The sequence below is a fragment of the Saccharothrix sp. NPDC042600 genome, assembly GCF_040647305.1.
Lineage (GTDB): Bacteria > Actinomycetota > Actinomycetes > Mycobacteriales > Pseudonocardiaceae > Actinosynnema > Actinosynnema mutabilis.
In genome coordinates this window covers 38198-64071 of the sequence record NZ_JBEZBW010000027.1, presented here as the reverse complement: position 1 = coordinate 64071, position 25874 = coordinate 38198, and the positions used below count along the sequence as shown (strand labels likewise).

Genomic DNA, 25874 nt, shown 5'->3' with positions numbered 1-25874 from the left:
CTCTACAGCGTTGCTGTACTGTGCGCCGTATCTGAACTATACGGCGTGCAGTAAAGATACGGGGTGCATTTTGTCTACTGGGGTGGCCGCGCGCCCGCGCACGGGCCTGCGGATCTTCTTGCTGGCGTTCGCGCAGTTCATCGTGGCGATGGACTACAACATCGTGTTCATCGCGCTGCCCGACATCGGGCGCGAGCTGGGGTTCTCCGCGCAGTCCCTGCAATGGGTGCTCAGCGCCTACGCGGTGGGGCTCGGCGGTTTCCTGCTGTTCGGCGGGCGGGTCGTGGACCGGCTCGGCGCGCGGCGGGCGTTCGTCGGCGGGTTGGTGCTGTTCGGGCTCGCGTGCCTGGCCGGCGGGGTGGCCGCGGACCAGGGGGTGCTGGTCGCGGCGCGGGCGGCGCAGGGGCTCGGCGGGGCGTTGCTGGTGCCGGCGACGCTGGCGCTGATCGGGTCCGGGTTCGCCGAGGGGCCCGAGCGCAACCGGGCGCTGGCGGTGTGGGGCGCGGCGGGCAGCGGCGGGCTCGCGGTGGGGGCGCTGCTCGGCGGGGTGCTGACCGACGCGTGGGGCTGGGAGTGGGTGCTGCTGGTGATGGTGCCGTTCGCGCTGGGGGCGGCGGTGCTCGCGCCGTTCGTGCTCGCGCCGGACCCGGTGGCGGGGGAGCGCGGCGGGTTCGACGTGCTCGGGACGCTGTTGGCGACCGCGGCGTCGGTGCTGTTGGTGCTGGGGCTGGTCACCGGGCCGGAGAGCGGGTGGCTGCTCGGCGGGGTGAGCGTGCTGGCCGGTGCCGTGCTGTTCGTCGTCTTCCTGGTGGTCGAGCGGCGGACCCGGGAGCCGTTGGTGCCGCCTCGGCTCGTGCGCAACCGGGCGTTGCTGACCGCGATCGGCGTGATCCTGGTGTTCCAGAGTTCGCTGGGTGGCGCGTACTACCTGACGACCACCCACCTCCAGGACGCCCTCGGCTACCGGCCGCTGGCCGCCGGGCTGGTGTTCCTGCCGCTGACGCTGGTGTCCATGACGGCCTCGCTCAAGCTGCTCGGGCCGGTGGTCGCGCGGTGGGGCGTGCGGCGCGCGCTGGTCGTCGGGATGGTCGTCAACGGACTCGGCATCGCGGTGCTCGCGGCGGGGATGGCCGTCGGCGGCGGGTTCTGGGCGTTGCTGCCCGGCCTGGTGGTGTGGGGAGTGGGGGGCGGTCTGACGTTCCCGGCCATGTTCATCTCGGCGTCGGCCGGCGTGGACGCGGGGCAGGAGGGCGTCGCGTCGGCCGTGGCCACCACCGCGCAGCAGGTCGGCGGCGCGATGGGGCTCGCGGTGCTGGTCGCCGTCGCCGGCACGTCGGCCGGCACGGCGGGAGCGGCGCTGGCCGCGGGGCTGGCCACGGTGGTCGTCGGGCTCGGGCTGGCCGTCCGGCGCTGATCTCCGATCACCCCGTCGGGGGCTTTTCATCACCCCCGACGGGGTAACCCGGGGTGTCTCCGCGCGCGCGGAACGTGCCCGCCACCGAGCATCGACCGCATGTCCCGAACCCACCTGCTCGGCGTCTTCGGCGCGGTCGCCCTGGTCACGGCGGTCGCCCTGCACGGAACCGGCACCGCCGCCCCGCTGCCGGGCGGACTCGGGCCGTGCGTCGGCTCGCAGTGCCCGGGCAAGCACCCGCCGATCAACAACGGGACCATCACCGGCTACGACGACGCGATCAACATGTTCGTCGGCGGCGACTTCCGGGTCCGGGCGAGTGCCGCGGAGGCGGAGGGGCGCATCGTCGTCGGCGGGGACTTCGACCAGGACAAGGCCGCCGGCTCGTCGCCGTCCTACAACGTCGGCATCGTCGGCGTCGGCTCCCGCGTGCCACCGCCGCCCGGCTCGGACTTCCTGGTCACCGGCGGCGCGGTGACCGTCGCGACCGGCCAGAAGCTGCTCGCCGAGGGCGGCAACATCCACCACGCCGGCCCGCTGTCGGGCACCTTCACCGGCACCGACAAGCCCGACCCGGACGCCTTCGCGCCGTACGCGGGCCTGTCGCCCCAGCTCACCGCGGCCAGCACGTGCTACGCGACGGCGGCGGCCACCGGCACGGCGGTCAACCAGAACTACCAGACGCTGTTCACCGGCGACGGCAAGTCCGCGCTGCAGGTGTTCACCGTCGACTTCGACCTGGTCAGCGCGTCCGGCGGCCAGCAGGGGCTGGTGTTCGCGGGCATCCCGGACGGCGCGACCGTGCTGGTCAACCTCGTCGGCGACGCCCGCAGGATCGCCACCTACACCGGCGAGATCGCCGACGGCGGGCAGCTCAACTCGCTGCGCGAGCGGTTGCTGTGGAACTTCCCCGCGGCCACGACGGTCGAGCTGGCCGGCGGCGCGCAGTTCCAGGGCAGCGTCCTGGTCGGCAACCCGGCGAGCATGACCACGGTGACCATGCCGGGCGTCAACGGCCGCTTCTTCACCACGGGCTCGCTGACCCACGGCGGGTCCGGCGGCGGCACGGGCAACGAGTTCCACGCGTACCCGTTCACCGGCGACCTGCCGTCCTGCGACGTGACCACCACGACGACGACCACGACGACGACCACCGACAGCAGCACGACGACCACGGACGCCACGACCACGACCGACGCCACCACCACGACCACGGCCGGCACCACGAGCACCACCACCACTGCCGCCGCCACGACCACGTCCACCGCTCCGCTCGGCGGCGACGAGGAGTTGGCGAGCACCGGCCGCGAACTCGCCCCGTTCGTCATGATCGGCGGGATGCTCCTGCTCGGCGGCACGACCCTGCTCGTGCTGTTCGGCCGCAGGCGTCGGGGCTAGGAACGAAGAACGGCCCGCCCGCGCAGGGGCGGGCGGGCCGGTGCGGCGTTGATCAGACGCCGGCGATGGACTGGATCCAGGAGCGGTAGCGGGTGACGTTGGTGTACGCGGTCGTGGTCTGCCGGTCGCTCGTGGACGCCACGCCGATCTGCACGCCGTTGTACATCATCGGACCACCCGAGTCGCCGCCCGCGGTGATGCCGTTGCCGTAGCGGGCGCAGATCGCGCTGCCGCCGTAGGCGTCGGTGCACGCGCCGGAGACGACGACGTTGGCGACCTTCAGGTAGCGGGACTGGCAGTTGATCTCGGAGCCGCACCGGGAGGTCGCGCCCCAGCCGTAGACCTGCACGGTGGTGCCGGCCGACGGGCTGGTCGAGGCGAGGCGGGCGTAGGTCGCCGAGACCGACCGGTCGAGCCGGACCAGGGAGATGTCCGCCGAGTGGTTGTAGGTCTGGACGCCGTTGGCCATCGTGCCGCCGGTGGTCTGGTCGAGGCTGCCGATCCGGAACGACAGACCGCCACCGCTCACGCAGTGCCGGGCGGTCAGGATCCAGGTCGGGGCGATGATGGTCGCGGTGCACGTCTGCCGGCCGTTGGAGAACAGGCGGGCCGCCCAGGGCGCGTTGGACGCGTAACCGCCGCCGATGATGTACGGCGACACGCCACCGTCGTTCGCGGGCGCGGCCGAGCCGGCCGGGGCCAGGGCGAGCAGCGACAGCAGAGCGGCTGCGAGCGCAGGGATCAACCTGGTGATTCGCAAGGTTCCTCGTTTCCGAAAGACACGCGATTTCTCGCGCACAGGGTGTCTTTGGTCGACAACGAGTTTTACCAGCCAATAGAGTGAAACGGGACATACCGACTCGGTTATAGCGCGGCCTTACGACGCCGTTCGGTCGGAGTCGGACGGAGGGGTGGACGTGCTGGTCGAACTGGCGGTCGGGGACGCCTACGGCGCGGGTTTCGAGTACGCGCCGGCCGGTTTCGTCGCCGAGCACAACACCCTGCGCGACTACGTCCGCCACCCGCGGCACGACCTGCGGCCCGGCGCGTACACCGACGACACCCAGATGACCCTCGCGCTGGCCGAACTCCTCGCCGACGGCGACCCGTGGACGCCCGAGACCATCGCCGAGCGGTTCGTGGCCGCGTTCCACCGCGACCCGCGACCCGGGTACGCGCGCGGCTTCCAGGCGTTCCTGGGCGAGGTGCGCACGGGCGCGGACTTCCTGGCCCGCATCCGGCCGCACAGCGACAAGAGCGGCGCGGCCATGCGCGCCGCCCCCGCCGGACTGTTGTCCACTGTGGACGAAGTGCTGGCACGCACCGAGGTGCAGGCGCGGGTCACCCACGACACTCCGGACGGTGTCGCCTCCGCGTCCGCCGCCGCGCTGGCGGTGCACTACTGCCGGTACGGCCTGGGCCCGGTCGCCGAGGTGGGCGAGTGGATCGCCGACCGGCTCGGGTCACCGGTGTGGGCCCGGCCGTGGCGGGGGAAGGTCGGCGAGAAGGGCGTGATGAGCGTGCGGGCGGCGTTGACCGCGCTGGCCGCGCACGACACGCAGAGCGGGGTGCTGCGCGCGTGCGTGGCCTTCACCGGTGACGTGGACACGGTGGCGACGGTCGCCCTGGCCGCCGCCTCCCACACCCACCGGGCCGACCTGCCGGCCACCCTGCTGGACGGCCTGGAGAACGGCGCCTACGGCCGCGACCACCTGGCCGGGCTCGACGCGCGGCTCACCGCTCAGCCGGACGCGCGGCCGGCGTAGCGCTCGGTCAGCTCGGCGACCCGGTCCGCGGGCCACGGGCAGCGGACCTCGCCGAACGTCGCCGCGAAGAACAGCTCCAGGTGCACGTGCCAGGCGGCGAGCGCGGTCGGCACGAAACCCGGGTCGCGCACGGCGTGGGTCAGCTCGACGGTCGTCCCCTGGTCCGGGTCGTGCTTGAACTCCCAGCGCACGCGGCCGGTCGGCGAGTCGAACTCCAGCAGTCCCGGCTCCTCGCGCGCGGTCACCGGGCCGGGCGGCACGTGCGGGTTCGCGGCGCGCACGGGCAGGCCGGCCGACCCCTCGGTGAACAGCGCCCACACCTCGTCCAGCGGCTTCCACACCAGGTCGCGCACGAACCGCACGGTGGCGCCGTCGGCGTGGCCCTCGTCCAGGCCGAACTCCCGGACGTAGCGCTCCATCGGACCGAGCCAGTCGGTGGGGCGCGCGAAGTCCTCACCCGCCAGCGACGCCTCCAGCGCGCCGAAGCACGCGTCCCAACCCGCCGCGGTCCGGCCCGCGCTCGGCTCGGCGCTCACGACGTGGGTGAAGACGAGCAGGGTGCCGTCGTCGTGGGGGAGCAGTTCGAACCGCAGGACGTCGGTGTGCCAGCGGAACGCGAACACCTTCGGCGGGTCGTGCTCCAGCACCTCGCCGCCGTTGCCGCTGCCGTCGGGGAAGGTGAACCGCAGCGCGCGCCCGTCCACGGCCACCGCCGCCGGGAACCAGTGCGCGAGTTCACCCGGTTCGGTGACGGCCCGCCACACCTTCGCGGGCGGGTGCCGCAGGAGGCGTTCGAACCGCAGCACGGGCTTGCCGTCGACTCGGCGCAGTTCGGCGCTCATCGGTCCATCACGTCCAATCGCCGTTCGAGTGCGTCCAGGCTGCGCTCCCACATCCGCCGGTACGGCGCGAGCCACGCGTCGAGTTCGACCAGCGGCTCGGGCCGCAGCCGGTACCAGCGCCGCTGCGCGTCCCGCCGGACCTCGACCAGCCCCGCCTCGCGCAGCACGCGCAGGTGCTTGGACACGGCGGGCTGGGTGAGGTCGAGCAGGTCGACCAGGTCGTTGACCGGCCGCTCACCCGCGCGCAGCGCGTCGAGGATCTCGCGGCGGTGCGGGTCGGCCAGCACGGCGAACGTAGATGCCACGACAGGAATATAACCACAGTGGCATACAAACTGCCAGCGGCAACCCGGTTGCGATCACCGGTTAGGGTGAAAGGAGGCGCCTCAACCCCGGTGCGACTCCTCGACGCGGCACGACCGCGCACCCCAGAACCCGTCCACCGGAGGACCGCCCATGCCCCGGAAGCTCACCGTCGCCAGTTCCCCCGTCCGCGACCTGCTCGCCCTGATCTCCCGGCCCGAGGTGATCTCCTTCGCCGGCGGCCTGCCCGCGCCCGAACTGTTCGACGTGGACGCGTTGCGGGCGGCGTTCGACCGGGCCGTGTCGCGGCGGACGCTGCAGTACGCGCCGACCGAGGGCGACCCCGACCTGCGCGGCCACGTCGCCGCCCGGCTCACCGCCCGCGGCCTGCCCACCGACGCCGCCTCCCTGCTCGTCACCACCGGGTCGCAACAGGCGTTGACCCTGCTCGTCACCGCGCTGCTCGAACCCGGCGCGGTGGTGGCGGTGGAGGAGCCGACCTACCTCGCGGCGCTCCAGGCGTTCCAGCTCGCGGGCGCGCGGATCGTGCCGGTCGCCGGTGACGAGCACGGCATGGACCCCGCCGCGCTGGCCGAGGTCGCCGAGCGCGAACGGCCCGAGCTGCTGTACCTGGTGCCGACCTTCGCCAACCCGACCGGCCGGACGCTGACCGCCGCCCGGCGGCGCGAGATCGCCGCGTTGGCCGACCGGCACGGGCTGTGGGTGGTGGAGGACGACCCGTACGGCGAGCTGCGCTACCGGGGCGAGCCGGAGCCGGCGTTGGCGACGTTCAGCGACCGGGTGCTCTACCTGGGCAGCTTCTCCAAGATCGGCGCGCCGGGGCTCCGCCTGGGCTGGCTGCGCGCGCCCGCGGACCTGCTGCGCACGCTGGTCGTCGTGAAGCAGGCGGCCGACTTGCACACCTCGACCATCGACCAGGCCGCCGCCGCGGCGTACCTGGCCGACAACGACCTCGACGCGCACGTCCGCGGGCTGTGCGCCGCCTACCGCGAACGCCGGGACGCGATGCTGGCCGCACTGCCGTCGGCACTGCCCGCCGGGTCGCGGTGGAGCGACCCGGACGGCGGGATGTTCGTCTGGGCGACCCTGCCCGGCGCGGTGGACACCGCCGAGCTGCTGCCCAAGGCGCTGGCCCAGGACGTGGCCTTCGTGCCCGGCGCACCCTTCTACGCGACCACGCCGGACCGGTCCGCGCTGCGGCTGTCGTTCACCACCAACACCGTTCCGGAGATCACCGAGGGCGTCCGACGGCTGGGGATCGCGTTGGGCTAGCCGTGCGCTCCGCCGGGCCGTGGTGCACCATCGACCGCGGCCCGGTCCGGTTCGGTGGGAGGCGGCGTTGCGCATCCGCGTGCTGCTCGCCGACGACGAAGGCCTGGAACGCACGGCGCTGACGGCGTTGCTGAAGCTGGAGGGCGACCTCGACGTGGTGGCGGCCGCGGTGGACACCGAGTCGGCGGTCGCGTCGGCCCTCGCGCACACACCGGACGTGGTCGTGGCGGGCCTGCGCGGGCTGGACGGGTTCACGGTGGCCCGCGACCTCGCGCGCCTGCTGCCGTCGTGCGCGGTGGTCGTGCTGACCGGGGCCGCCGGCGTGCCGGACACCAGGCAGGCGCTGGTCACGGGGGCCAGGGGAGTGCTGCCGAAGTCGTCGCGGTCGGGCGTGCTGGCCGACGTCGTGCGCCACGTCCACGCCGGCGGCCGGTACCTGCACCCGGCGGTGGCGGCGGACGTGCTGGTCCCGACGCCGTGCCCGCTGACGCCACGCGAACTGGAGGTGCTGCGCCTGACCGCCTACGACACCCCGGTGGCCGAGGTCGCCCGGCGGATGCGGGTCACGCCGGGCACCGTGCGCAACTACCTGTCGTCGGCGGTGGCCAAGCTGAACGCCGCCGACCGCTCGGCCGCCGTCGCCACCGCCCACGACAACGGCTGGCTCTGACGCCCCGGTCCGGCCCGCTCCGGGACTCCGGGGAAACCGCCTGACCTGCGGGAACGGGCCTCGCCGCCCGGAGTCGGCGGTAACCCGGCGGGGCGGGGCGCCTAGCGTCGGCCCCATGACCGGCCCGCAACCCACCCCACCGCCCTACCCGCCGCCCGTGCCCGCACCGCCCCCGTCGAGGACCCGCCCGGCCGTGGTCGTGCTGGCCCTGCTGGTCGTGCTGGCCCTGGGCGCGGCGGGTGCCATGGCCGCCCTGTGGAACGACGCCCGCCAGGACCGCGGCACCGCGGCCGGCGAGCTGGACGCCGCGACCCGCCGGGTGGACGACCGTCGCGCGGAGCTGTCCGACACCCGCAAGTCCGTCCAGGAGACCACGGAGAAGATCAAGTCGCTGGAGTCGGCCAACGCCGAGCTGCACAAGTGCGCCGACCCGGCCAAGGACTCGATCATCGCCGCCCGGGACGGCGACCAGCCGGCGCTGGCCGCCGCGATCGACAAGGTGGAGGTGGCCTGCCGATGAGCCGCGCGCCGATCATCGCCCTGGCCGCGGTGGCGGCCCTGTTCCTGGCCACCGCGGCGGTCTTCACCGTGCTGTTCCTCAACGAGCGCACCGAGACCGACCGCCTGACCAGCGCGAAGGCCGCCCAGGACAGCACCGCCGCCGACGTGGCGAAGGAACGCGAGGACGCCGACAAGTCCCTCGCGGACAAGCGCTCCCAGCACTCCGCCCTGGACGCCGAACACGACCTGCTCACCCAGTGCGTGGAGGCGACCAAGGCCTACTTCAAGCTGCCGGTGGGCGACTCGCCCGAGTCCGAACGCCTGTTCAAGATCATGTACGACGTGTGCCCGCGGATCTAGCGGCCCGCGAGGTAGCCGCGCAGACCCCGGTGGCCGTTGCGCATCATCACCGCGTGGTTCGCCTTGAGCAGCGGCCGGGCCACCAGCGCCAACCGGCGCACCAGCGGCTTGGTGACCTCGACCTCCTGCGTGTAGACCAGCCGCGTGCCCGACCGGCCCTCCGGGAACACGCGCCAGCTCGCCGTGCCCTCCAGGTCGCCCACCAGGTCGGCGCGCAGCAGACCGGACTCGGGTTCCCGCGCGTTGTGGTGCGCCTCGAACACCAGGTCGTAGGGCAGGACCGAGCGGCACCGCAGCTCCGCCGCCCGCTCACCCACCTGGCGCGCCGCGCGGACCTCGGGCCACCACCGCGGGTAGCTCCCGAGGTCCGCGAGCACGTCGAAGGTCCGCGCCGGCGGGCTGTCCACCGTCCAGACGCTGCGGAACCGGTAGCGGTGCAGCGACACGGCCCTACCCCGCGACCGCCGCGTCCGAGCCCAGCACTTCCCGCAGGAACTGGCCCGTGTAGCTCTCCTCCACGTCGGCCACGTCCTCCGGGGTGCCCTCGGCGACCACCGTGCCGCCGCCCGAGCCGCCCTCGGGACCCATGTCGACCAGCCAGTCCGACACCTTGATCACGTCGAGGTTGTGCTCGATCACGATCACCGTGTTGCCCTTGTCGACCAGGCCGTTGATCACGCCCAGCAGCTTGCGGATGTCCTCGAAGTGCAGGCCCGTGGTCGGCTCGTCGAGGATGTAGACCGTCTTGCCGGTCGAGCGCTTCTGCAGCTCCGACGCCAGCTTCACGCGCTGCGCCTCGCCGCCGGACAGGGTGGGCGCGGGCTGGCCCAGCCGCACGTAGCCCAGGCCGACGTCGACCAGCGTGCGCAGGTGCCGGTGGATCGCGTTGATCGGCTCGAAGAAGGTGGCGGCCTCCTCGATCGGCATGTCCAGCACTTCGGAGATGGTCTTGCCCTTGTAGTGCACTTCCAGGGTCTCGCGGTTGTACCGCGCGCCCTTGCACACCTCGCACGGGACGTAGACGTCCGGCAGGAAGTTCATCTCGATCTTGATCGTGCCGTCGCCGGCGCACGCCTCGCAGCGCCCGCCCTTGACGTTGAACGAGAACCGGCCCGGCTGGTAGCCGCGCACCTTCGCCTCGGTGGTGGCCGCGAACAGCTTGCGGATGTGGTCGAACACGCCCGTGTAGGTGGCCGGGTTGGACCGCGGGGTGCGGCCGATCGGCGACTGGTCGACCTGCACCAGCTTGTCCACGTGCTCCAGGCCCTTGACCCGGGTGTGGCGGCCCGGCACCTGGCGCGCGCCGTTGAGCTTGTTCGCCAGCACGGTCGCCAGGATGTCGTTGACCAGGGTGGACTTGCCCGAGCCGGACACGCCGGTGACCGACACCAGGCAGCCCAGCGGGAACGACACGTCGATGCCGCGCAGGTTGTGCTCGCGCGCGCCGACCACGGTGAGCTGGCGCTTCTTGTCGACCTTGCGCCGCGAGGTCGGCAGCGCGATCTGCTTGCGGCCCGACAGGTACTCGCCGGTGATCGACTTCTTGCTCTTGAGCAGGTCGGTGTACGGGCCGCTGTGCACGACCTGGCCGCCGTGCTCGCCCGCGCCCGGACCGATGTCGACCACCCAGTCCGAGGTGCGGATGGTGTCCTCGTCGTGCTCGACCACGATCAGCGTGTTGCCCAGGTCGCGCAGGCGGGTCAGGGTCTCGATCAGGCGGTGGTTGTCGCGCTGGTGCAGGCCGATGGACGGCTCGTCCAGCACGTAGAGCACGCCGACCAGGCCGGACCCGATCTGGGTGGCCAGCCGGATGCGTTGCGCTTCACCACCCGAAAGTGTGGCGCTGGCCCGGTCGAGGGACAGGTAGTTGAGGCCGACGTCGAGCAGGAAGTGCAGGCGGGCCTGGATCTCCTTGAGCACCGCGCCCGCGATCATCGCCTCGCGCTTGCCCAGCTTGAGCCCGTCGAGGAACTCCGAGCACTCCTGCACCGACATGGCGCAGACCTCGGCGATCGACTTGTCGCCCTTGCGGGCGTGGTGCAGCGTGACGGCGAGGATCTCCGGCTTGAGGCGGGTGCCCTGGCACACCGGGCACGGCACCTCCCGCATGTAGCCCTCGTACTTCTCCCGCATGTACTCGGACTCGGTCTGCTCCTGGCGGCGCTCCAGGAACGGGATCACGCCCTCGTAGTTGGCGTAGTAGGAGCGCTCGCGGCCGTACCGGTTCTTGTAGCGGACGTTCACCTGCTCGGGCACGCCGTGCAGGATCGCCTTCTGCGCCTTGGCCGGCAGTTGCCGCCACGGGGTGTCCATGCGGAACCCGATGGTCAGCGCCAGCGCCTCCAGCAGGCGGGCGAAGTACTCGGCGGTCTGGCCGGTGGCCCACGGCGCGATCGCGCCCTCGGACAGCGACAGCTCGTCGTCCGGGACGACCAGCTCCGGGTCCACCTCCTTGCGCACGCCGATGCCGGTGCAGGTGGGGCACGCGCCGTAGGGGGAGTTGAACGAGAACGACCGGGGCTCCAGGTCCTCGATCGCCAGCGGGTGGCCGTTGGGGCAGGCGAGGTTCTCGGAGAAGCCGCGCACGCGGCCCGGGTCGTTCTCCGGGACGTCGACGAACTCCAGCTCGACCAGGCCGTCGGCCAGCCGCAGCGCGGTCTCCACCGAGTCGGTGAGCCGCTGCTTGGAGCTCGCCTTGACGGTGAGCCGGTCGATCACCACGGCGATGTGGTGCTTCTCCTGCTTCTTGAGCTTGGGCACCTCGCCCAGGGCGTGGACCACGCCGTCGACCTTCGCGCGCGAGTAGCCCTGGGACTGCAGCGTGGAGAACAGGTCGAGGTACTCGCCCTTGCGGCCCCGGATGACCGGCGCGAGCACCTGGAACTTGGTGCCCTGCTCCATCGCGAGGACCTGGTCGACGATCTGCTGCGGCGTCTGCTTGGAGATGGCCTCGCCGCAGGTGGGGCAGTGCGGCTTGCCCGCGCGGGCGTAGAGCAGGCGCAGGTAGTCGTAGACCTCGGTGATGGTGCCGACGGTCGAGCGCGGGTTGCGGCTGGTCGACTTCTGGTCGATCGACACCGCCGGCGACAGGCCCTCGATGAAGTCGACGTCCGGCTTGTCCATCTGCCCGAGGAACTGCCGCGCGTAGGCCGACAGCGACTCGACGTAGCGCCGCTGGCCCTCCGCGAAGATCGTGTCGAAGGCGAGGCTCGACTTGCCCGAGCCGGACAGCCCGGTGAACACGATGAGGCTGTCCCTCGGCAGGTCGAGGTCCACCCCTCGCAGGTTGTGCTCGCGTGCGCCGCGTACGACGAGGCGGTCAGCCACGACGGTTCCCTTCGGTATTCGGCCATCCCCCGAACAGACGTTCGAAAAGCGTACTGGACCACCTCGACAGGCCTGTCGGGGAGGGCGCGTCCCATGCTAGGGGCGGGCACCGACAAAAACGGGTGGGTCCCACCGCGATCGTGCGCCAACGGCTCTACCGGTCGGTAGCGATCGCCCCTACGCTGGGACGATAGGCCATTCGGCCGCAGACGTCGGGGATGAGGTGCCCATGAGCTTCGCTGATGCCGCCCAGGTCCGATCCGCCGAGACGAGCGTACCCGCGCCGCGCGAACAGTCGGCCGCCGCGCAGGACGCCGTCGCCGGCCTCGCCGAAGTCGAGCGGGCGACCGAGGCTCTCTACGCGGCCGTCGACGCCCTTGACCACGTGCTTTTGCGCGGACCGAGCCTGCTGCCGGGTTGGAGCCGGGCGCACGTCGTGACGCATCTCGCACGCAACGCGGACGCGTTGGTGAACTTGCTGACGTGGGCGAAGACCGGTGTCGAGCACCCCATGTACCTGAGTTGGGCGGACCGCGACGCCGACATCGCCGAGGGCGCCGCCCGCCAGCCGCAGTTGCTGCGCGCCGACCTGGACGCGGCGTGCCAGCGGTTCGCCGCCGCCGCCCGCGACCTGCCCCCGACCGCGTGGGAGGCGGAGGTCGTGCACCCGGTCACGGGGGTGTTCCTGGCCCACCGGGTGCCGTGGCTGCGGCTGCGCGAGGTGTGGTTCCACCTGGTCGACCTGGACGCGGGCGTCGGGTTCGGCGACCTGCCCGAGCACCTGCTGGAGGCGTTCGTGGACGACGCGGTCGGCCAGTTCGCCGACCGCGCCGACGTCCCCGACGTGCGCGTGGAGGTGGCCCTGCCCGACGGCCGTCAGCGCAGCTGGGAGCTGACCGCGAGGAGCGGTTCGATCGAGGTCAGCGGGTCCGCCGCGGACGTGCTGGCGTGGCTGACCGGCCGCCAGAGCGGCGCGCTGCTCGACGGCGCCGCGCCCGCGCTGCCCAGGTGGCTTTGAGCGGAGCGCAGGCGGGCGGCCAGCACCAGCCGCACCACGACCGGCCGGTGGCTCGCGGTCAGCGCCCTGAACGCGGGCTTCTCCACGAACCTGGTCAACAGCCAGCCGAGGAGGACGGCCGTGCCGAGGAACGTCGCGAGCTCCACGGCGGGTCCGAACCGGGCGACCCCGGCCATGGCGACGTACCCGATCTCCTGGTGCACCAGGTAGACGCCGTAGGAGATGCCGGCGAGCCACTTGACGGGCCGGCGCAGCAACCGGACGGGACCGATGTCCCAGTCCGGTCCCTTGGCGCACGCGGCCACGCCCACTAGAAGGACGCCCAAGGCGACCGTGGACACGATGTCCGCGCTGTGCACGGCCTGCGCCGTGAGGGCGGCGAGCAGCAACGCCGTGAGGTGCCGTGAGCCGAGCCGGCCCTTGGACCACAGCCACAGGCTCACGCCCGCGGCGAACAGTTGGCCGCGGTGCATGCCGAACCCGTCGTAGAGGGTGCGGACGGCGCCGGGTTCGGCGGTCCACACGCGCAGCACGAGAGGTGCCACGACCAACGCCCAGAGCAGTGCTTTCAACGCCCGACCGCGGACGCGCGAAGCGAGCAGCGCGCCCGCGATGAACCCCGTGACTTGCACGGGGAGGGTCCAGTAGGAGAAGTCGACCAGGCGGGCGTCGGGGAACCAGTTCTGGAGCATGAGGGCGTTGACCACGAGGTCCCGCGGTTCGAGTTGGCTCCACCCCTCGGGCGCGAGGCGGGTGAGGACGGCGTAGGTGCAGATCGCCGCGACCACGTAGGCGGGGACCAGGCGGGCGAGGCGGTTGCGCAGGAAGCGCGCGGGTTGCCCCTTCGCGAGGGAGGCGCAGGCGAAGAAGGCGGAGATGACGACGAGCGTGCTGGCGCCCATCTCCAGGGAGACGGTGAACAGGGGCGGGCTGAGTTCGGGGTGGACGGCCGGGCCGGCGTGGGTGGCGTGCTGGAGCAGGACAGCCGCCACGGCCAGGATGCGCAGGACGTCCCAGTTGATCCGGCGAGGAGGAGGCACGAGGCTGAGTTACCCAGTTCGGTGCGTAATCAAATTACATCGTCTTGACTGGCGTGATCGTTACTAAGCCTATTGGAGCAACCTGTACGGGTCCTGAAGGGTGCCCCTTGGACTAACGTCGGCGCACGTGGACGTACTTGAGGACTACACGGGACACGTCACCCCGAACGGCCCCGCCGCGCGCCGCACGCTGAGCGACCTGACGATCACGAAGATCAGCGTGGGCCCGATGGACAACAACGCCTACCTGCTGGTGTGCCGAGCGACCAACGAGGCGTTGCTGATCGACGCGGCAGCCGACCCGACCCGCATCTCGGACCTGGTGGGCCACTCAGTGGAACGCCCACGCCTGAAGACGATCGTGACGACCCACCGCCACCAGGACCACTGGGGCGCCCTCGGTGCCGTGGCGGGCGCGAACGGCTCGAACACGGTGGCCCACGAACTGGACGCTTCGGTCCTGCCGATCCCGCCGGACCAATTGGTGACGCACGGCGACACGGTGATGGTCGGCCAGGTGCCCCTGACGGTGATCCACCTGCGCGGCCACACGCCGGGCTCTATCGCCCTGCTGTACCGGTCGCCGGTGGACGGTGCCCACCTGTTCACGGGCGACTCGCTGTTTCCTGGTGGCGTAGGGAAGACGACATCGCCGGAGGACTTCACGGCGCTGTTCACCGACGTGAAGGAACGCGTGTTCGACGTCCTACCGGACGACACGTGGTTCTACCCTGGCCACGGCGACGACTCGACGCTGGGCCGCGAACGCCCCCACCTGGAGGAGTGGCGCACCCGCGGCTGGTGAACCGGACGCGATCCGGGGCTGCTCAACCTTGTCGGGCAGCCCCGGCGACAAGGCGCGGAACCACGAGGCCAACGTGGGTGGGCGCTAGTGGACGATGGTGGTGAAGCCTTCCGTCCACTGGTCCTCGTCCACCGTGTACCGGGAGATGTGGAAGCAGTCCGGCTCTTCGGCGAACCCCGGCGTCTTCCGCGCCCGCTCGATGCGCTCGCGGGCGCGTTGCTCCGTCGAGTACACGCCCAGCACCTTCACGTCGTCGCCGTCCTCCTCGTCCCGGATCAGCTCGCCGTCGTCACCGAAGTGGTCGGCCGTGCCGTCCGGGTACCGGGCGTGGCGGACGTGCCAAAGCAGGAAGACTTCCACTCTGCGGCCCCTTGGTCAGGCGGTCACGGTGAAGAGGGTGTAGCCGTACGTCAGTTCGTGGCGGTCGGGGTGGGTCGTCAGCCACTGGTCCACCACGTCTGACGGGAACTCGATGCGCAGCACGGACTCCAGTTCCGCCGCGTCACGGCAGCGCCACGACGACATCACCTCGGTGCGACTAGCGCCGTGCCGGCGCCACCACTCGTCGGTCGTGTCCGCGGTGCCCTGCGCCGTCGCCCACGCGGAGCGGCTCAGCAGTGCGCCGAACTCGCCGTGGCGCCAGTCGTTGTCGATCACGACCAGCCGCCCGCCCGGCTTGAGCACCCGCAGGACCTCGCGCAGGCCCGGTTCGCAGTCGGGTGGGAAGAAGTAGGCGAAGCGGGCGTGGACGACGTCCACCGAGGCGTCCTCCAGCGGGAGGTGTTCGGCGGAGCCGGCCAGGACCGGGGTGGTGACCCGGGCGGCGGCTCGGGCGCGCAGGTCGGGGTCGGGTTCCACGCCGATGACCGTGGTCGCGGGGTCGGCGGCGTAGCGGGGGAGCCAGAAGCCGGTGCCGCAGCCCAGGTCCACGATCGTGCGGCCCGCCCAGTCGGCCTCGGCGCGCAACGCCCGCCACAGCACGCCGGTCGGGTCGATCGCCTCGTTCTCCCGTTCGTACACGTCCGGGTGGTCGGCGATGTTCGGCGCGCGGGCGAAGTCGGGGAACACGAGGGCGGATTCTCGTCCGATCGTGTCGAAATCCGCGACCGGGTTTCTACTCGTCCAGGAGAGAAGGGAGCGGGCCGATGACCGATCCGCGGGTGGACGACTACATCGACGCCCTGCCCGAGTGGCAGCAGGACATCTGCCGCCGCGTGCGCGCACTGGCGCACGAGGCGGACCCCGACATCGAGGAGACGATCAAGTTCACCAACCGCCCGTACTTCGTCCTCCAGGGCAACGTCTGCGCCCTGCTCGCGACGAAGGACCACGTCAACGTCTTCCTGTACGACGGCGCGATCGTCCCCGACCCGCACGGCATCATCACCGCGGGCCACGACAACAAGACTGGCCGCATGATCTCGATCCACCGCGACGACCCGATCAACGCCCCGGCCCTGGTCGAGTTGCTGCGCCACATCATCGCCAACAACCGCGCCGGCGGGTGGCGGAAGATCAAGAAGGCGGCATCCGGGTGATCGACCCCTGATCCACGACCCGGTGACACTGCACCTGGCTATGGTCGTCACACAACGTGACGGCACGGAGGTTCGGTGGCACTCAGCGCGCACGCGTGGCGGCAGGCCCAGCGGCAGGCGGGCGACCTGGTCGGGCGGGCGTGGCCGGGAGCCGACCCGGCGGTGCGCCGGATCATCAGCGCCGTCGTCGCGCACACCGCGGACGGCCGGCGCGTGCTCGCCCGCCGCGACCTCGCGCGGCGGGACCGCGCGGACCTGTTCCTGGTCGGCGCCAACGGTGTCACCGCCGTCGTGGTCGGCTCGCTGGACGACGGGCCCGCCGCGGTGAGGCACGCGGAGGAGTCCTGCGCGGGCATCCGGGGCCCGCAGGGGCAGGTGCTGGCGGGCAGCGCCATCCACTACGCCGTGCTCGGCGGTCACGCGCCCGACCCGTTCCGGCGGCTGACCGAGGCCGAGGTGCCGCTGCTGTTCCGCCGCGACAACGCCCACCTCACCCGCGCCCAGGTCGATGCGATCACCGCCCGCCTCGCGCCCCGCCTCACCGGTTACGCCGAGCTGAGCGTCAAGGCGACCCCGAGCGCGCCGGAGGAACGCGGGCTGCTCGACGTCGCCGACGTGGCCGAGGACCAGCTCACCGCCGCCCGGCAACGGCCGTTCGAGACGTGGCAGACGTTCCTGCACCCGCACCAGCAAGCCCTGGTGACCCGCCGCTACAACGGCCCGGCGCGGATCAGCGGTCCGGCGGGCACCGGCAAGACCGTGGTCGCGCTGCACCGCCTGCGCCACCTCGCCCGCCGCACCACCGGCCCGCTGCTGTTCACCACCTTCGTCCGCACCCTGCCCGCGGTGCACCGGGCCACCTTCGCCCGGTTCGCGCCCGAACTGGCCGACCGCGTCGAGTTCACCAACCTGCACTCGTGGGCCCGCGACCTGCTCGACGCGCGCGGCCGGCCGCTGCCGGTCGACGCACGCGCCGCCGCCACCCAGTTCAACCGCGCGTGGACCGTGCACCGCGACGACCTGGCCGACCTGGAACCCAACCCCGCCTACTGGCACACCGAGATCGACCGCGTGATCAAGGGACGCGGGCTGCGCGCGCTGGACGAGTACCTCGCCGTGGTCCGCAAGGGCCGCCGGGTGCGGCTGGACGCGGGCCAGAAGGCGAAGGTCTGGCGGCTCTACGAGACCTACCAGGAGTACCTGCGTCAACGCGGCGTCCACGACCACAACGACCTGGTCGCCGCGGCCCTGGACGAGGTGCGGGCGGACGGGCCGCGGTACGCGGCGGTCGTCGTGGACGAGGTCCAGGACATCCCGCTGAACGGCCTGCGCCTGCTGCGCGAGCTGGCGGGCGACGTCCCGGACGGGTTGCTGCTGGTCGGCGACGGGCAGCAACAGGTCTACACCGGCGGCTGGCGGCTGTCCGACGCGGGCATCCCGGTGCAGGGGCGGGGCGAGGTGCTGCGGGTCAACTACCGCAACCGCGAGCGGGTGCTGGACTTCGCCCGCGGGTTCGACGCCGACAACGCGGTGGACGACCTGGATGGCGCGGCCGGCGTCACCCTGCGGGACGCGGAGGTCGCCGCTCCCGGCGGCGAGGCGAAGCGGTGGCGCGGCACGTGGGCGGAACTCGACGAGGCGCTGGCGAAGGCGGTCCGCGAACTGCCCGTGCCGCTGGGGCAGGCCGCGCTGATCACGTTCTCGAACACCGCCGCCCACCGGTGCGCGGGCCTGCTCAAGGCGGCGGGCGTCCCGGTGTGCGCGCTGGAGGACTTCGCCGGCGAGCCGGACGACCGCCTGAAGGTCGGCACCGTGCACCGCGCGAAGGGCCTGGACTTCCAGGGCGTGCTGGTGGTGGAGGTGACCCGCGCGGGCACCGCGCCCGCCGAACAGGCCGAACTGCTCGCGCGCCAGCGCCTGGTCGCGGCGACCCGGGCGCGCGACCACCTCTGGTGGGCCGAGGTGGCGGAGTAGGTATCTTGCCCGGGTGGGTGAGGGCGTGGTCGAGATCTACACCGACGGGGCGTGCAGTGGGAACCCCGGTCCCGGTGGGTGGGGTGCCGTGTTGCGGTACGGGCGGCACGAGAAGGACCTGCACGGTGGTGACGCCGGGCCCACCACCAACAACCGGATGGAGCTCATGGCCCCGATCCGGGCGCTGGAGAGCCTGACCAGGCCGTCGGTCGTGCGGATCTACACCGACAGCACCTACGTGCGCAACGGCGTGACGTCGTGGATGGCCAAGTGGAAGCGCAACGGCTGGCAGACCGCCGCCAAGCAGCCCGTCAAGAACGCCGACCTGTGGCGACGGCTGGACGAGGCCGCCGCACCCCACCAGGTCGAGTGGCACTGGGTGAAGGGCCACGCCGGGCACGTGGACAACGAGCGCGCCGACCGGTTGGCCGTGCTCGGCGTGCAGGAGGCGCGGTCCGGGGGCTGATCAGCCCAGGTGGCCGATGAGCCGGGCCAGTTGCTCGGCGTAGTGCTCGGTGAACTCCGGTGACGCCGGGTCCCGCCCGGTGATCCGCCGGGCCATCTGCGGCATGAAGACGGTCGCGCTCGCCGCCGCCGTCACGGCCAGCAGGAACGCGGCCGGGTCGAGGTCCGCCGGGATCTCGCCTTCGGCTTGGCGTCGCCGCACGTCCTCGACCTGGGCCGTGAAGTACTCCGTCTCGCCCTGGTCGGGCGGCGAGTCGTCCTCCGTCACGTTCGTCCACACCAGCAGTCGCGCCCAGTCCCGGTGGGTGGCGGTGCTGAGGGCGAAGCGGCGCACCACCTCGGCCAGCGGCCCTTCGCGCAGCACGTCGGCGTGCTGGAGCCAGCGCCCGGTGATCTCCTTGAACAGGCCTTCCTTGCCGCCGAAGTAGTACGAGATCAGCTGCTTGTTCACGCCCGCGCGCTCGGCGATGGCGCTGACCCTGGTCGCGGCGAAGCCCTTCGCGCCGAACTCGGCCACCGCGGCCTCCACGATGCGCGCCTTCGTGCGCTCGGGGTCGCGCTTGCGGTCGTCCGGGTCGGGGGAGCGGCGGGGCACGGTCGTCACGGTAACCGATCACCACTTTCATCTGTCGGGTTGACTTAATTATCCAACCGGATGATAGTGGACCGCATGAGCATCCACGTAGCGGTGATCGGCGGCGGTGTCGGCGGGCTGTGCCTGGCCCAGGGGTTGAAGCGGGCCGGTGTCGAGGTGTCGGTGCACGAGCGCGACCGCACGCCCACCGACCGCCTCCAGGGGTACCGCCTGCACATCGATCCGCACGGGTCCCAGGCGTTGCACGACTGCCTGCCGCCCCACCTGTGGGAGCGGTTCGTCGAAACCGCCGGGTTCGCGGCCGGGTTCGGGTTCGTGGACGACCGCCTCACGCCGTTGCTGACCCTCGACGTCCCGCCGGCCCCGGCCGAGCGCGCGCACCACTCGGTCAGCCGCGTCACCCTCCGCGAGATCCTGCTCGACGGCCTCGACGTGCACTTCGACCGCCGGTTCACCCGCTACGAGCACGTCGACGGCCGGATCACCGCGCACTTCGCCGACGGTTCCACCGTGCGCTGCGACGTGCTGGTCGGCGCCGACGGCGCGAACTCCGCCGTGCGCGCCCAGTACCTGCCGCACGCGCGCCGGATCGACACCGGCATCACAGCCGTGGCGGGCAAGTTGCCCCTGGACGACCACACCCGCGCGTGGCTGTCGCGGCAGGTGCTGGACAACCCGTTGTCGGTCATCCCGCGCAGCGCGGCGGGCATGTTCCTCGCGCCGCACGTCCTCGACGGGGACGGCTACCTGATGTGGGCGTACGCGGCGGACGGGCTCACCACGTCCGGCGACCTGAAGGCCGTGGTGGCGCAAGCGATTGCGGACTGGCACCCGGACCTGCGGCGCATCGTGGGCGAGACGCCGGCCGCGGAGGTCGCGCACTGGCCGATCCGAACGTCCGAGCCGGTCGCGCCCTGGCGGCCGACGACCGTCACCCTGTTGGGTGACGCCATCCACAGCATGACGCCCATGCGCGGCATCGGGGCCAACACGGCACTACGGGACGCACGGCTGCTGTGCCGCAACCTGGTGGAGCGTGCGCCCTTGGACGCGATCGCCGACTACGAGCGGCAGATGCGGGACTACGGGTTCGCGGCGGTGAAGGCGTCGCTGCGCAGCGCCAAGCAGTTCGTGTCCGGCAACCGCGCGGGCAAGGTCGCGTTCAAGTCGGTGCTGCGGCTGTTCGACGCCGTCCCGCCGCTCAAGCGCGCCGCGTTCCGCGAGCCGAGCGTGGACTGAGAAGTCGGTTGAACCGCCTGGGCCTGCCATCCGTGTTGGTGGCAGTCGGTCGCTGAAGCGCGATCATCCAAGGAGGTTCACCATGATCCGCACTCGTGCGGCCTTGTTCGGGGCGCTCGTCGGGGTCGCGTTGCTGAGCGCGTGCGGCCAGGCCGCGCAGCCCGGGACGGCGGTGCCGGCGGCGCAGGAAACCGTTGCCGCGCAGGCAGGTGCCAACACGCTCCAGCAGCAGGTGGAGTTGGCCACGGCGGTCGTGCCCGGCCTGGGCACCGTGCTCACCGACGGAACCGGGCTCACGCTCTACCGGTTCGACAAGGACACCGCCAGTCCGTCGGTGTCCAATTGCGACGGGGACTGCGCGCAGAAGTGGCCGCCCGCCGTGGCCCAGAACGAGGAAGTCAAGCTCGCGGGCGTGGACGACAAGCTCGTCAACACGATCGAACGCGCCGACGGCACCCGTCAGATCACCGTCGGCGGCTGGCCGATGTACCGCTTCGCCCAGGACCAGGCGCCCGGTGACGCCAAGGGCCAGGGCGTCGGCGGCACGTGGTTCGTCGCCGCGCCGGACGGCAAGAAGGCGCAGCAGGCGTCGAACGGCCTCGCGCTGACCACGGCGTCCGTGGGCAAGCTCGGCACCGTGCTGACCGACAAGGACGGCATGACGCTGTACCGGTTCGACAAGGACACCGCCAAGCCGCCGACGTCGAACTGCGACGGCGACTGCGCCGTCAAGTGGCCGCCGCTGCTCGTGGAGTCGGAGAACTTCGACGTGCAGGGCGTGGACAAGTCCCTGGTCGGCACGGTGACGCGCAAGGACGGCACCAAGCAGGTCACGGTCGCCGGCTGGCCGCTGTACCTGTTCGCCGAGGACAAGGTGTGCGGCGAGGCCAAGGGCCACGGCGTGGGCGGCGTGTGGTTCGCGGCCAGGCCCGACGGCTCGAAGGCCTGAGTCGGGACGCGCCTGTGCCCCCGCCGGGGCACAGGCGCTCCTCCCGGCTACACCACCAGGCTCAACAGGGCCGCCACCACGAACCCGACCACGGACAGGATCGTCTCCAGCACGGTCCACGTCTGGAGCGTCTCCTTGACCGACAACCCGAAGTACCGCGACACGATCCAGAACCCGCCGTCGTTGACGTGCGAGGCGATGATCGACCCGGCCGCGATCGCCATGACCACCAACGCCAACTGCGGCTGCGAGTAGTTCAGGTCGCCCACGACCGGCACCACGATCCCGGTCGTCGTCACGATCGCCACCGTCGCCGAACCCTGCGCGATCCGCATGCCGCAACTGATCACATAGGACAGTGCGATCACCGGCAGCCCCAGGTCCGACAGCTCGGTCGCCAGCACCTTGCCCACACCGGTCGCCGACAGCACCGCGCCGAAGAACCCGCCCGCGCCGACCACCAGCAGGATCATCGCCACCGGCCGCAGCGACGCGCCGGACAGCTCGGTCACCTGTTGCCGCGTCATCCCGCGCCGGAACCCCAGCAGCCAGAACGCCAGCAGCACCGCGATGGTCAACGCCACGGCGGGCGTGCCGAAGAACGTGAACACCCCGTACAGCGTGGAACCCTTGGCCAGCAGGATCGACCCGAACGTGCCGGCCAGGATCAGCACCAGCGGCACCGCGATGATCCCGAGCACCAGCGACAGCGGCGGCTCGCCCCGGCCCTCCTCGGCCCGCACCTTCTCCGCCGCCGCCAACATCTCCTCGGGCACGGGCACCACGATCCGCTTGCCCACCCACGCCGAGAAGATCACGCCACCGATGAGCCAGGCCGGGATCGCCACGGCCAGCGCCATGATGATGATCCAGCCCAGCGACACCTTCAGCATCCCGGCCGCGGCGACCGGACCGGGGTGCGGCGGCATGAACGCGTGCATCACGGAAAGACCGGCCAGCAACGGCATCGCGTACAGCACGATCGACCGACCGCTTCGCTTGGCCGCCACGTACACCAGCGGCGCCAGCACGAAGATGCCGATGTCGAAGAAGACCGGCACACCGAAGATCAACCCGGCCAGGCCCATCGCGAGCGGCGCGCGCCTCTCCCCGAACGACCGCAGCAGCGACCGGGTCAGCACCTCCGCGCCGCCGGACGCCTCCAGGATCGCGCCGAGCAGCGTGCCCAGGCCGATGATCGCGGCGACGTGCCCGAGGATGCCGCCGAACCCCGTCTCCAGCAACGACGTGGACGCCTTCTGCGCCGACCCGACGAGCTGCTCCACCGGCAGCCCGGCGGCCAGCGCCACCAGCAGGCCGACCACCAGCAGCGCGATGAAGGGCTCCACCTTCACCCTGATGATCAGCACCAGCAGCAGGGCGATGCTGAGCGCGGACAGCGTGAGCAGCCCGCCGGTGGAATGCTGCAACCAGTCGATCATGCGCGGCTCCGGGTGTTTCGCAGGGAGTGGCCGGGCAGGGCGTCGGTGCGCCTGCCACCGTCGATCACGGGGACCCCGTTGACGACGACGTACGGGATGCCCGCGGCGGCCTGCCGGGGCTCGTCGAAGGTCGCGGTGTCCGCCACCTCGTCGGGGTCGAACAGCACCAGGTCCGCCGCGAAACCCTGCTTGACCAGCCCCCGGTCGGTCAGGCGCAGGCGCTTGGCGGCCCGTCCGGTCAGGTGGGCGACGCACTCCTCCAGGCTCAGCACGCCCAGTTCGCGCACGTAGCGCGCGAGGTAGCGGGGGAACGTGCCCCACGCGCGCGGGTGCGGCCGGGCGCCGACCAGCAGGCCGTCGCTGCCGCCGGTGTGCGCGGGGTGGCGCATGATCGCCTGGACGTTCTCCTCGTGGCCGACGTGCATCAGGCAGGAGGTGCCCAGGCGCTCGGAGATGAGCGTGTCGAAGTACAGCTCCGCGGGCGGCCGTCCCGCCTCCCGGGCGGACCGCGCCACGGACTTGCCGACGAGATGGGCGTTCTCGGCCTTGCGGACGCCGTTGATCTCGATGGCGTCCCAGTCGACCGGCACGCCGTGGCAGCCGTCCGAACCGGTCTCCTCGATCTCGGCGCGGAGGCGTTCCCGCGTGTCCGGGTCGGCCAGGCGTTCCAGGGTCTTCTCCGGACCGCCTTCGCCGCTCCAGCTCGGCAGCAGCGCGGACAGGTAGGTCGCGCCCGGCAGGTACGGGTAGGTGTCGAGGGTGATGTCCGCGCCGGCCGCGATGGCGTCGTCCAGCAGGGCCAGCAGCTCGCCCGCGCGACCCCGGTTGACCTCGAAGTTCATCGTGGCGTGGGCGAGGTGCAGGGGGCAGCCGGACTCGCGCGAGACGTCCACCATCTCCGCGTACGCCTCCAGCGCGCCCGCGCCGTAGCTGCGGTGGTGGGGGCTGAAGTAGCCGCCCATCTCGCCGACGACCCGGCACAACGCCTTCAGCTCGGCGTCGTCGGCGTACATGCCGGGGGTGTAGGTGAGGCCGGCGGACATGCCGACCGCGCCTTCCTCCAGCGACCTCGCGAGGACCGCGCGCATGCCGTTGAGCTCGGACTCGGTGGCGGGGCGGTCGTCGTAGCCGACGCACAGCATCCGCAGCGTGCCCTGCGGCACCAGGTAGGCGGCGTTGACGGCGATGCCCCGGTCGAGCCGGTCGAGGTACTCGCCGACCGACCGCCAGCCCCAGTCGAACCCGGCCGGGTCGTCGTTCCACCCGGCGAGCTGGGCGCGCAGGGCGGCGAGCACGTCGTCGTCCACCGGGGCGTAGGACAGCCCGTCCTGCCCGACGACCTCGGTGGTCACGCCCTGGGACACCTTGGCCAGGTGATCCGGTTGGGCGAGCACCTGGATGTCGGAGTGGGAGTGCATGTCGATGAACCCGGGCGCGAGCACCAGCCCGTCCGCGTCCACCTCGCGCCGGCCGGAGGACCGCCCGATCTCGGCGATCCGGCCGTCCTGGAGCCCCACGTCCGCCCGGTAGCCGGGCGCGCCGGTGCCGTCCACCACCAGCGCGCCCTTGAAGACGATGTCCACGCCGCCGTCCCCTCTCTAGAAGTACGTGCGCACCAGGTCGACGACGGTGGTGCCGTCGACCACCGGGAGCAGTTGCCACTTGTCGAACACCGTGCAGGGGTGGGACAGGCCGAAGCCCACCCAGTCGCCGACCTCGACCGCTTCGCCCGCGGGCAGGGCCAGGAACGTGTGCTGGTCGTTGAGCGCGGTCACCTCGCCGGTGAGCGGGCGGACGCCGTCGCGGGTGCGCAGGAGTTGCGGCTCGGGCAGGCCCTCGTCGAAAGACGCGTCCCGCTTGCCCATGGTCAGCAGCGCGAGACCGGGTTCCGGCCGGGAGGTCACCTGGGCCCACGCCTTGAGCGCCGGGCGGAACGGCTGCTCGCCGGGCGTGCGGCCGAGCGGGGAGATGCCGCGGTAGAAGCCGTCGTCGTGGGTGATGTACGCGCCGCTGCGCAGCACCGGCCGGACCGGGAACGGCCACGGCCGCGTGAGGGCGGTGGCCACCTGGTCGAAGTACGCGCTGCCGCCGGCGGTGACGATCGGGTCGGCCACCTCGAACAGGTCGTGGATGCCGATGGCGAGCACGCGCAGGTTGTCCAGGTAGGCGTCGATGGTCGCCCGCGAGTCGTCGGTGGCGTCGTGCGCCAGCGCGCCTTCGTAGCCGCCGACGCCGACCAGCCGCAGCGCGGGGCTCCGCCGGGCGGCCTTCGCGACCTCGATGGCGGTCGGGAGGTCCCGCGCGCCGGTCCGGCCGCCCGCCGCGCCCAGCTCGACCAGCACGTCCACCGGTCGGGTGGGCGTGCCGAGGGCTTCGGTCATCCGCTCGACGCCCGCGACGGAGTCCACCCAACAGGTGAACTCGAAGTCCGGGTGCCGGGCCAGTTCGTCGGCGACCCACCGCAGGCCGGCGGGGTCCACGAGCTGGTTGGCCAGCAGGACCGTGCCGACCCCGAACGCCCGGTAGACGCGCAGCTGGCTGGTGTTGGCGGCGGTGACGCCCCACGAGCCGTGGTCGAGCTGGCGGGCGAACAGCTGCGGTGCCATGGTCGTCTTGCCGTGCGGGGCCAGCAGCACGCCGTGCTTGTCGCACCACGCGGCCATGGTCGCCAGGTTGTGCTCCAGCGCGGCGGCGTCCAGCACGACCAGCGGTCCGACGAAGCCGTCGGCGAACAGGTCCAGCCGGCGGTCCGCGACCTCGCCGACGGTCGCGCCGAACGCGCTCGCGGGCAGGCCCTTGAACCGCCAGTCGATCCGCTCGTCGCGGAGGGCGGCGACGGCGTCCCGGTCGATGTCCACGTGTCTCGCTCCTCACGTTGCATATTTCGCAACGGCTATTGCGCGATGTGATGCCGAGATGTGTAACATTCGCCTGC

Annotated in this window: 25 protein-coding genes and 1 pseudogene; 14 read left to right on the top strand and 12 right to left on the bottom strand. The window is 72.1% G+C overall.

Features of this window, described 5'->3' with window-relative positions:
• The first annotated feature begins 82 nt into the window (after positions 1 to 82).
• Both AB0A74_RS18885 and AB0A74_RS18880 read left to right on the top strand, forming a co-directional pair.
• Positions 83 to 1414: an MFS transporter gene (locus tag AB0A74_RS18885; RefSeq protein WP_358251013.1), complete on the top strand. Its 1332-nt coding sequence runs from the start codon at positions 83 to 85 to the stop codon at positions 1412 to 1414.
• A 99-nt stretch (positions 1415 to 1513) separates the two neighbouring features.
• Positions 1514 to 2812, top strand: coding sequence for a choice-of-anchor A family protein (locus tag AB0A74_RS18880; protein ID WP_358251012.1), 1299 nt, complete (start codon positions 1514 to 1516; stop codon positions 2810 to 2812).
• Between the two features lie 52 nt (positions 2813 to 2864).
• Here AB0A74_RS18880 and AB0A74_RS18875 read toward each other — a convergent pair whose 3' ends face one another.
• Positions 2865 to 3572, bottom strand: coding sequence for a trypsin-like serine protease (locus AB0A74_RS18875; RefSeq protein WP_358251010.1), 708 nt, complete (start codon positions 3570 to 3572; stop codon positions 2865 to 2867).
• Between the two features lie 157 nt (positions 3573 to 3729).
• On the opposite strand from AB0A74_RS18875, the gene AB0A74_RS18870 reads away from it, so the two are divergent.
• Positions 3730 to 4578 (top strand): ADP-ribosylglycohydrolase family protein, encoded by an 849-nt coding sequence (locus AB0A74_RS18870; protein WP_358251008.1) that lies wholly within the window; start codon positions 3730 to 3732, stop codon positions 4576 to 4578.
• Here AB0A74_RS18870 and AB0A74_RS18865 read toward each other — a convergent pair.
• Positions 4554 to 5420 carry an SRPBCC family protein gene (locus tag AB0A74_RS18865; RefSeq protein WP_358251006.1) on the bottom strand — a complete coding sequence of 289 codons (867 nt, stop codon included), beginning with the start codon at positions 5418 to 5420 and terminating at the stop codon, positions 4554 to 4556. The genes AB0A74_RS18870 and AB0A74_RS18865 overlap by 25 nt on opposite strands.
• The gene (locus tag AB0A74_RS18860) at positions 5417 to 5725 is read right to left on the bottom strand and encodes a metalloregulator ArsR/SmtB family transcription factor (protein ID WP_358251004.1); all 309 of its coding nucleotides are present in this window, start codon (positions 5723 to 5725) and stop codon (positions 5417 to 5419) included. Before AB0A74_RS18860 ends, AB0A74_RS18865 begins: the two co-directional genes overlap by 4 nt.
• A gap of 151 nt (positions 5726 to 5876) precedes the next feature.
• On the opposite strand from AB0A74_RS18860, the gene AB0A74_RS18855 reads away from it, so the two are divergent.
• The 4 genes from AB0A74_RS18855 to AB0A74_RS18840 all read left to right on the top strand — a co-directional run bounded on the left by AB0A74_RS18855 (position 5877) and on the right by AB0A74_RS18840 (position 8547).
• Positions 5877 to 7016, top strand: coding sequence for a PLP-dependent aminotransferase family protein (locus tag AB0A74_RS18855; RefSeq protein WP_358251002.1), 1140 nt, complete (start codon positions 5877 to 5879; stop codon positions 7014 to 7016).
• 67 nt (positions 7017 to 7083) lie between these two features.
• The gene (locus AB0A74_RS18850) at positions 7084 to 7686 is read left to right on the top strand and encodes a response regulator transcription factor (RefSeq protein ID WP_358251000.1); all 603 of its coding nucleotides are present in this window, start codon (positions 7084 to 7086) and stop codon (positions 7684 to 7686) included.
• Between the two features lie 115 nt (positions 7687 to 7801).
• On the top strand, positions 7802 to 8206 hold the full coding sequence (locus AB0A74_RS18845; RefSeq protein WP_358250998.1) for a hypothetical protein: 405 nt from the start codon (positions 7802 to 7804) through the stop codon (positions 8204 to 8206).
• Positions 8203 to 8547 (top strand): hypothetical protein, encoded by a 345-nt coding sequence (locus AB0A74_RS18840; protein WP_358250996.1) that lies wholly within the window; start codon positions 8203 to 8205, stop codon positions 8545 to 8547. The genes AB0A74_RS18845 and AB0A74_RS18840 overlap by 4 nt, the downstream gene beginning before the upstream one ends.
• Here the strand turns inward: AB0A74_RS18840 and AB0A74_RS18835 are convergent.
• Positions 8544 to 8993, bottom strand: coding sequence for an SRPBCC family protein (locus tag AB0A74_RS18835; RefSeq protein ID WP_358250994.1), 450 nt, complete (start codon positions 8991 to 8993; stop codon positions 8544 to 8546). The genes AB0A74_RS18840 and AB0A74_RS18835 overlap by 4 nt on opposite strands.
• A gap of 4 nt (positions 8994 to 8997) precedes the next feature.
• Positions 8998 to 11874 (bottom strand): excinuclease ABC subunit UvrA, encoded by a 2877-nt coding sequence (uvrA, locus tag AB0A74_RS18830; protein WP_358250992.1) that lies wholly within the window; start codon positions 11872 to 11874, stop codon positions 8998 to 9000.
• A gap of 229 nt (positions 11875 to 12103) precedes the next feature.
• Between uvrA and AB0A74_RS18825 the strand changes: the two genes are divergently transcribed.
• Entirely contained in the window at positions 12104 to 12892 is a 789-nt protein-coding gene (locus tag AB0A74_RS18825) for a maleylpyruvate isomerase family mycothiol-dependent enzyme (RefSeq protein ID WP_358250990.1), read from the top strand.
• A 104-nt stretch (positions 12893 to 12996) separates the two neighbouring features.
• Here the strand turns inward: AB0A74_RS18825 and AB0A74_RS18820 are convergent.
• Positions 12997 to 13932, bottom strand: a pseudogene (locus AB0A74_RS18820) (acyltransferase); the annotation flags it as partial.
• 127 nt (positions 13933 to 14059) lie between these two features.
• Here AB0A74_RS18820 and AB0A74_RS18815 point away from each other — a divergent pair.
• Positions 14060 to 14737: an MBL fold metallo-hydrolase gene (locus AB0A74_RS18815; RefSeq protein ID WP_358250988.1), complete on the top strand. Its 678-nt coding sequence runs from the start codon at positions 14060 to 14062 to the stop codon at positions 14735 to 14737.
• 84 nt (positions 14738 to 14821) lie between these two features.
• On the opposite strand, the gene AB0A74_RS18810 is transcribed toward AB0A74_RS18815, so the two are convergent.
• Together AB0A74_RS18810 and AB0A74_RS18805 are read right to left on the bottom strand one after the other, a co-directional pair.
• A complete protein-coding gene (locus tag AB0A74_RS18810; protein WP_358250987.1) occupies positions 14822 to 15097 on the bottom strand; it encodes a hypothetical protein in 276 nt (91 codons plus the stop codon).
• 15 nt (positions 15098 to 15112) lie between these two features.
• The gene (locus tag AB0A74_RS18805) at positions 15113 to 15805 is read right to left on the bottom strand and encodes a class I SAM-dependent methyltransferase (RefSeq protein WP_358250986.1); all 693 of its coding nucleotides are present in this window, start codon (positions 15803 to 15805) and stop codon (positions 15113 to 15115) included.
• Positions 15806 to 15882: 77 nt separating this feature from the next.
• Between AB0A74_RS18805 and AB0A74_RS18800 the strand changes: the two genes are divergently transcribed.
• From AB0A74_RS18800 to rnhA, 3 genes are all read left to right on the top strand, one after another.
• Positions 15883 to 16275: a DUF1801 domain-containing protein gene (locus AB0A74_RS18800; protein WP_358250985.1), complete on the top strand. Its 393-nt coding sequence runs from the start codon at positions 15883 to 15885 to the stop codon at positions 16273 to 16275.
• A gap of 75 nt (positions 16276 to 16350) precedes the next feature.
• Positions 16351 to 18249, top strand: a complete 1899-nt coding sequence (locus AB0A74_RS18795) for a UvrD-helicase domain-containing protein (RefSeq protein WP_358250984.1) — start codon at positions 16351 to 16353, stop codon at positions 18247 to 18249.
• A 13-nt stretch (positions 18250 to 18262) separates the two neighbouring features.
• Positions 18263 to 18715 carry a ribonuclease HI gene (gene rnhA, locus AB0A74_RS18790; RefSeq protein ID WP_358250983.1) on the top strand — a complete coding sequence of 151 codons (453 nt, stop codon included), beginning with the start codon at positions 18263 to 18265 and terminating at the stop codon, positions 18713 to 18715.
• Here rnhA and AB0A74_RS18785 read toward each other — a convergent pair whose 3' ends face one another.
• A complete protein-coding gene (locus AB0A74_RS18785; RefSeq protein WP_358250982.1) occupies positions 18716 to 19318 on the bottom strand; it encodes a TetR family transcriptional regulator in 603 nt (200 codons plus the stop codon).
• Positions 19319 to 19384: 66 nt separating this feature from the next.
• Between AB0A74_RS18785 and AB0A74_RS18780 the strand changes: the two genes are divergently transcribed.
• Together AB0A74_RS18780 and AB0A74_RS18775 are read left to right on the top strand one after the other, a co-directional pair.
• The gene (locus AB0A74_RS18780) at positions 19385 to 20548 is read left to right on the top strand and encodes an NAD(P)/FAD-dependent oxidoreductase (protein WP_358250981.1); all 1164 of its coding nucleotides are present in this window, start codon (positions 19385 to 19387) and stop codon (positions 20546 to 20548) included.
• Between the two features lie 82 nt (positions 20549 to 20630).
• Entirely contained in the window at positions 20631 to 21497 is an 867-nt protein-coding gene (locus tag AB0A74_RS18775; protein WP_358250980.1) for a hypothetical protein, read from the top strand.
• A gap of 47 nt (positions 21498 to 21544) precedes the next feature.
• Here the strand turns inward: AB0A74_RS18775 and AB0A74_RS18770 are convergent, their stop codons facing one another.
• From AB0A74_RS18770 to AB0A74_RS18760, 3 genes are read right to left on the bottom strand one after another with little or no spacing between them, the layout of a single operon-like run.
• Positions 21545 to 22939 (bottom strand): gluconate:H+ symporter, encoded by a 1395-nt coding sequence (locus AB0A74_RS18770; RefSeq protein WP_358250978.1) that lies wholly within the window; start codon positions 22937 to 22939, stop codon positions 21545 to 21547.
• A complete protein-coding gene (locus AB0A74_RS18765; RefSeq protein ID WP_358250976.1) occupies positions 22936 to 24522 on the bottom strand; it encodes a D-aminoacylase in 1587 nt (528 codons plus the stop codon). The genes AB0A74_RS18770 and AB0A74_RS18765 overlap by 4 nt, the downstream gene beginning before the upstream one ends.
• 15 nt (positions 24523 to 24537) lie before the next feature.
• The gene (locus tag AB0A74_RS18760; protein ID WP_358250974.1) at positions 24538 to 25797 is read right to left on the bottom strand and encodes an amino acid deaminase; all 1260 of its coding nucleotides are present in this window, start codon (positions 25795 to 25797) and stop codon (positions 24538 to 24540) included.
• Positions 25798 to 25874 lie beyond the last annotated feature (77 nt).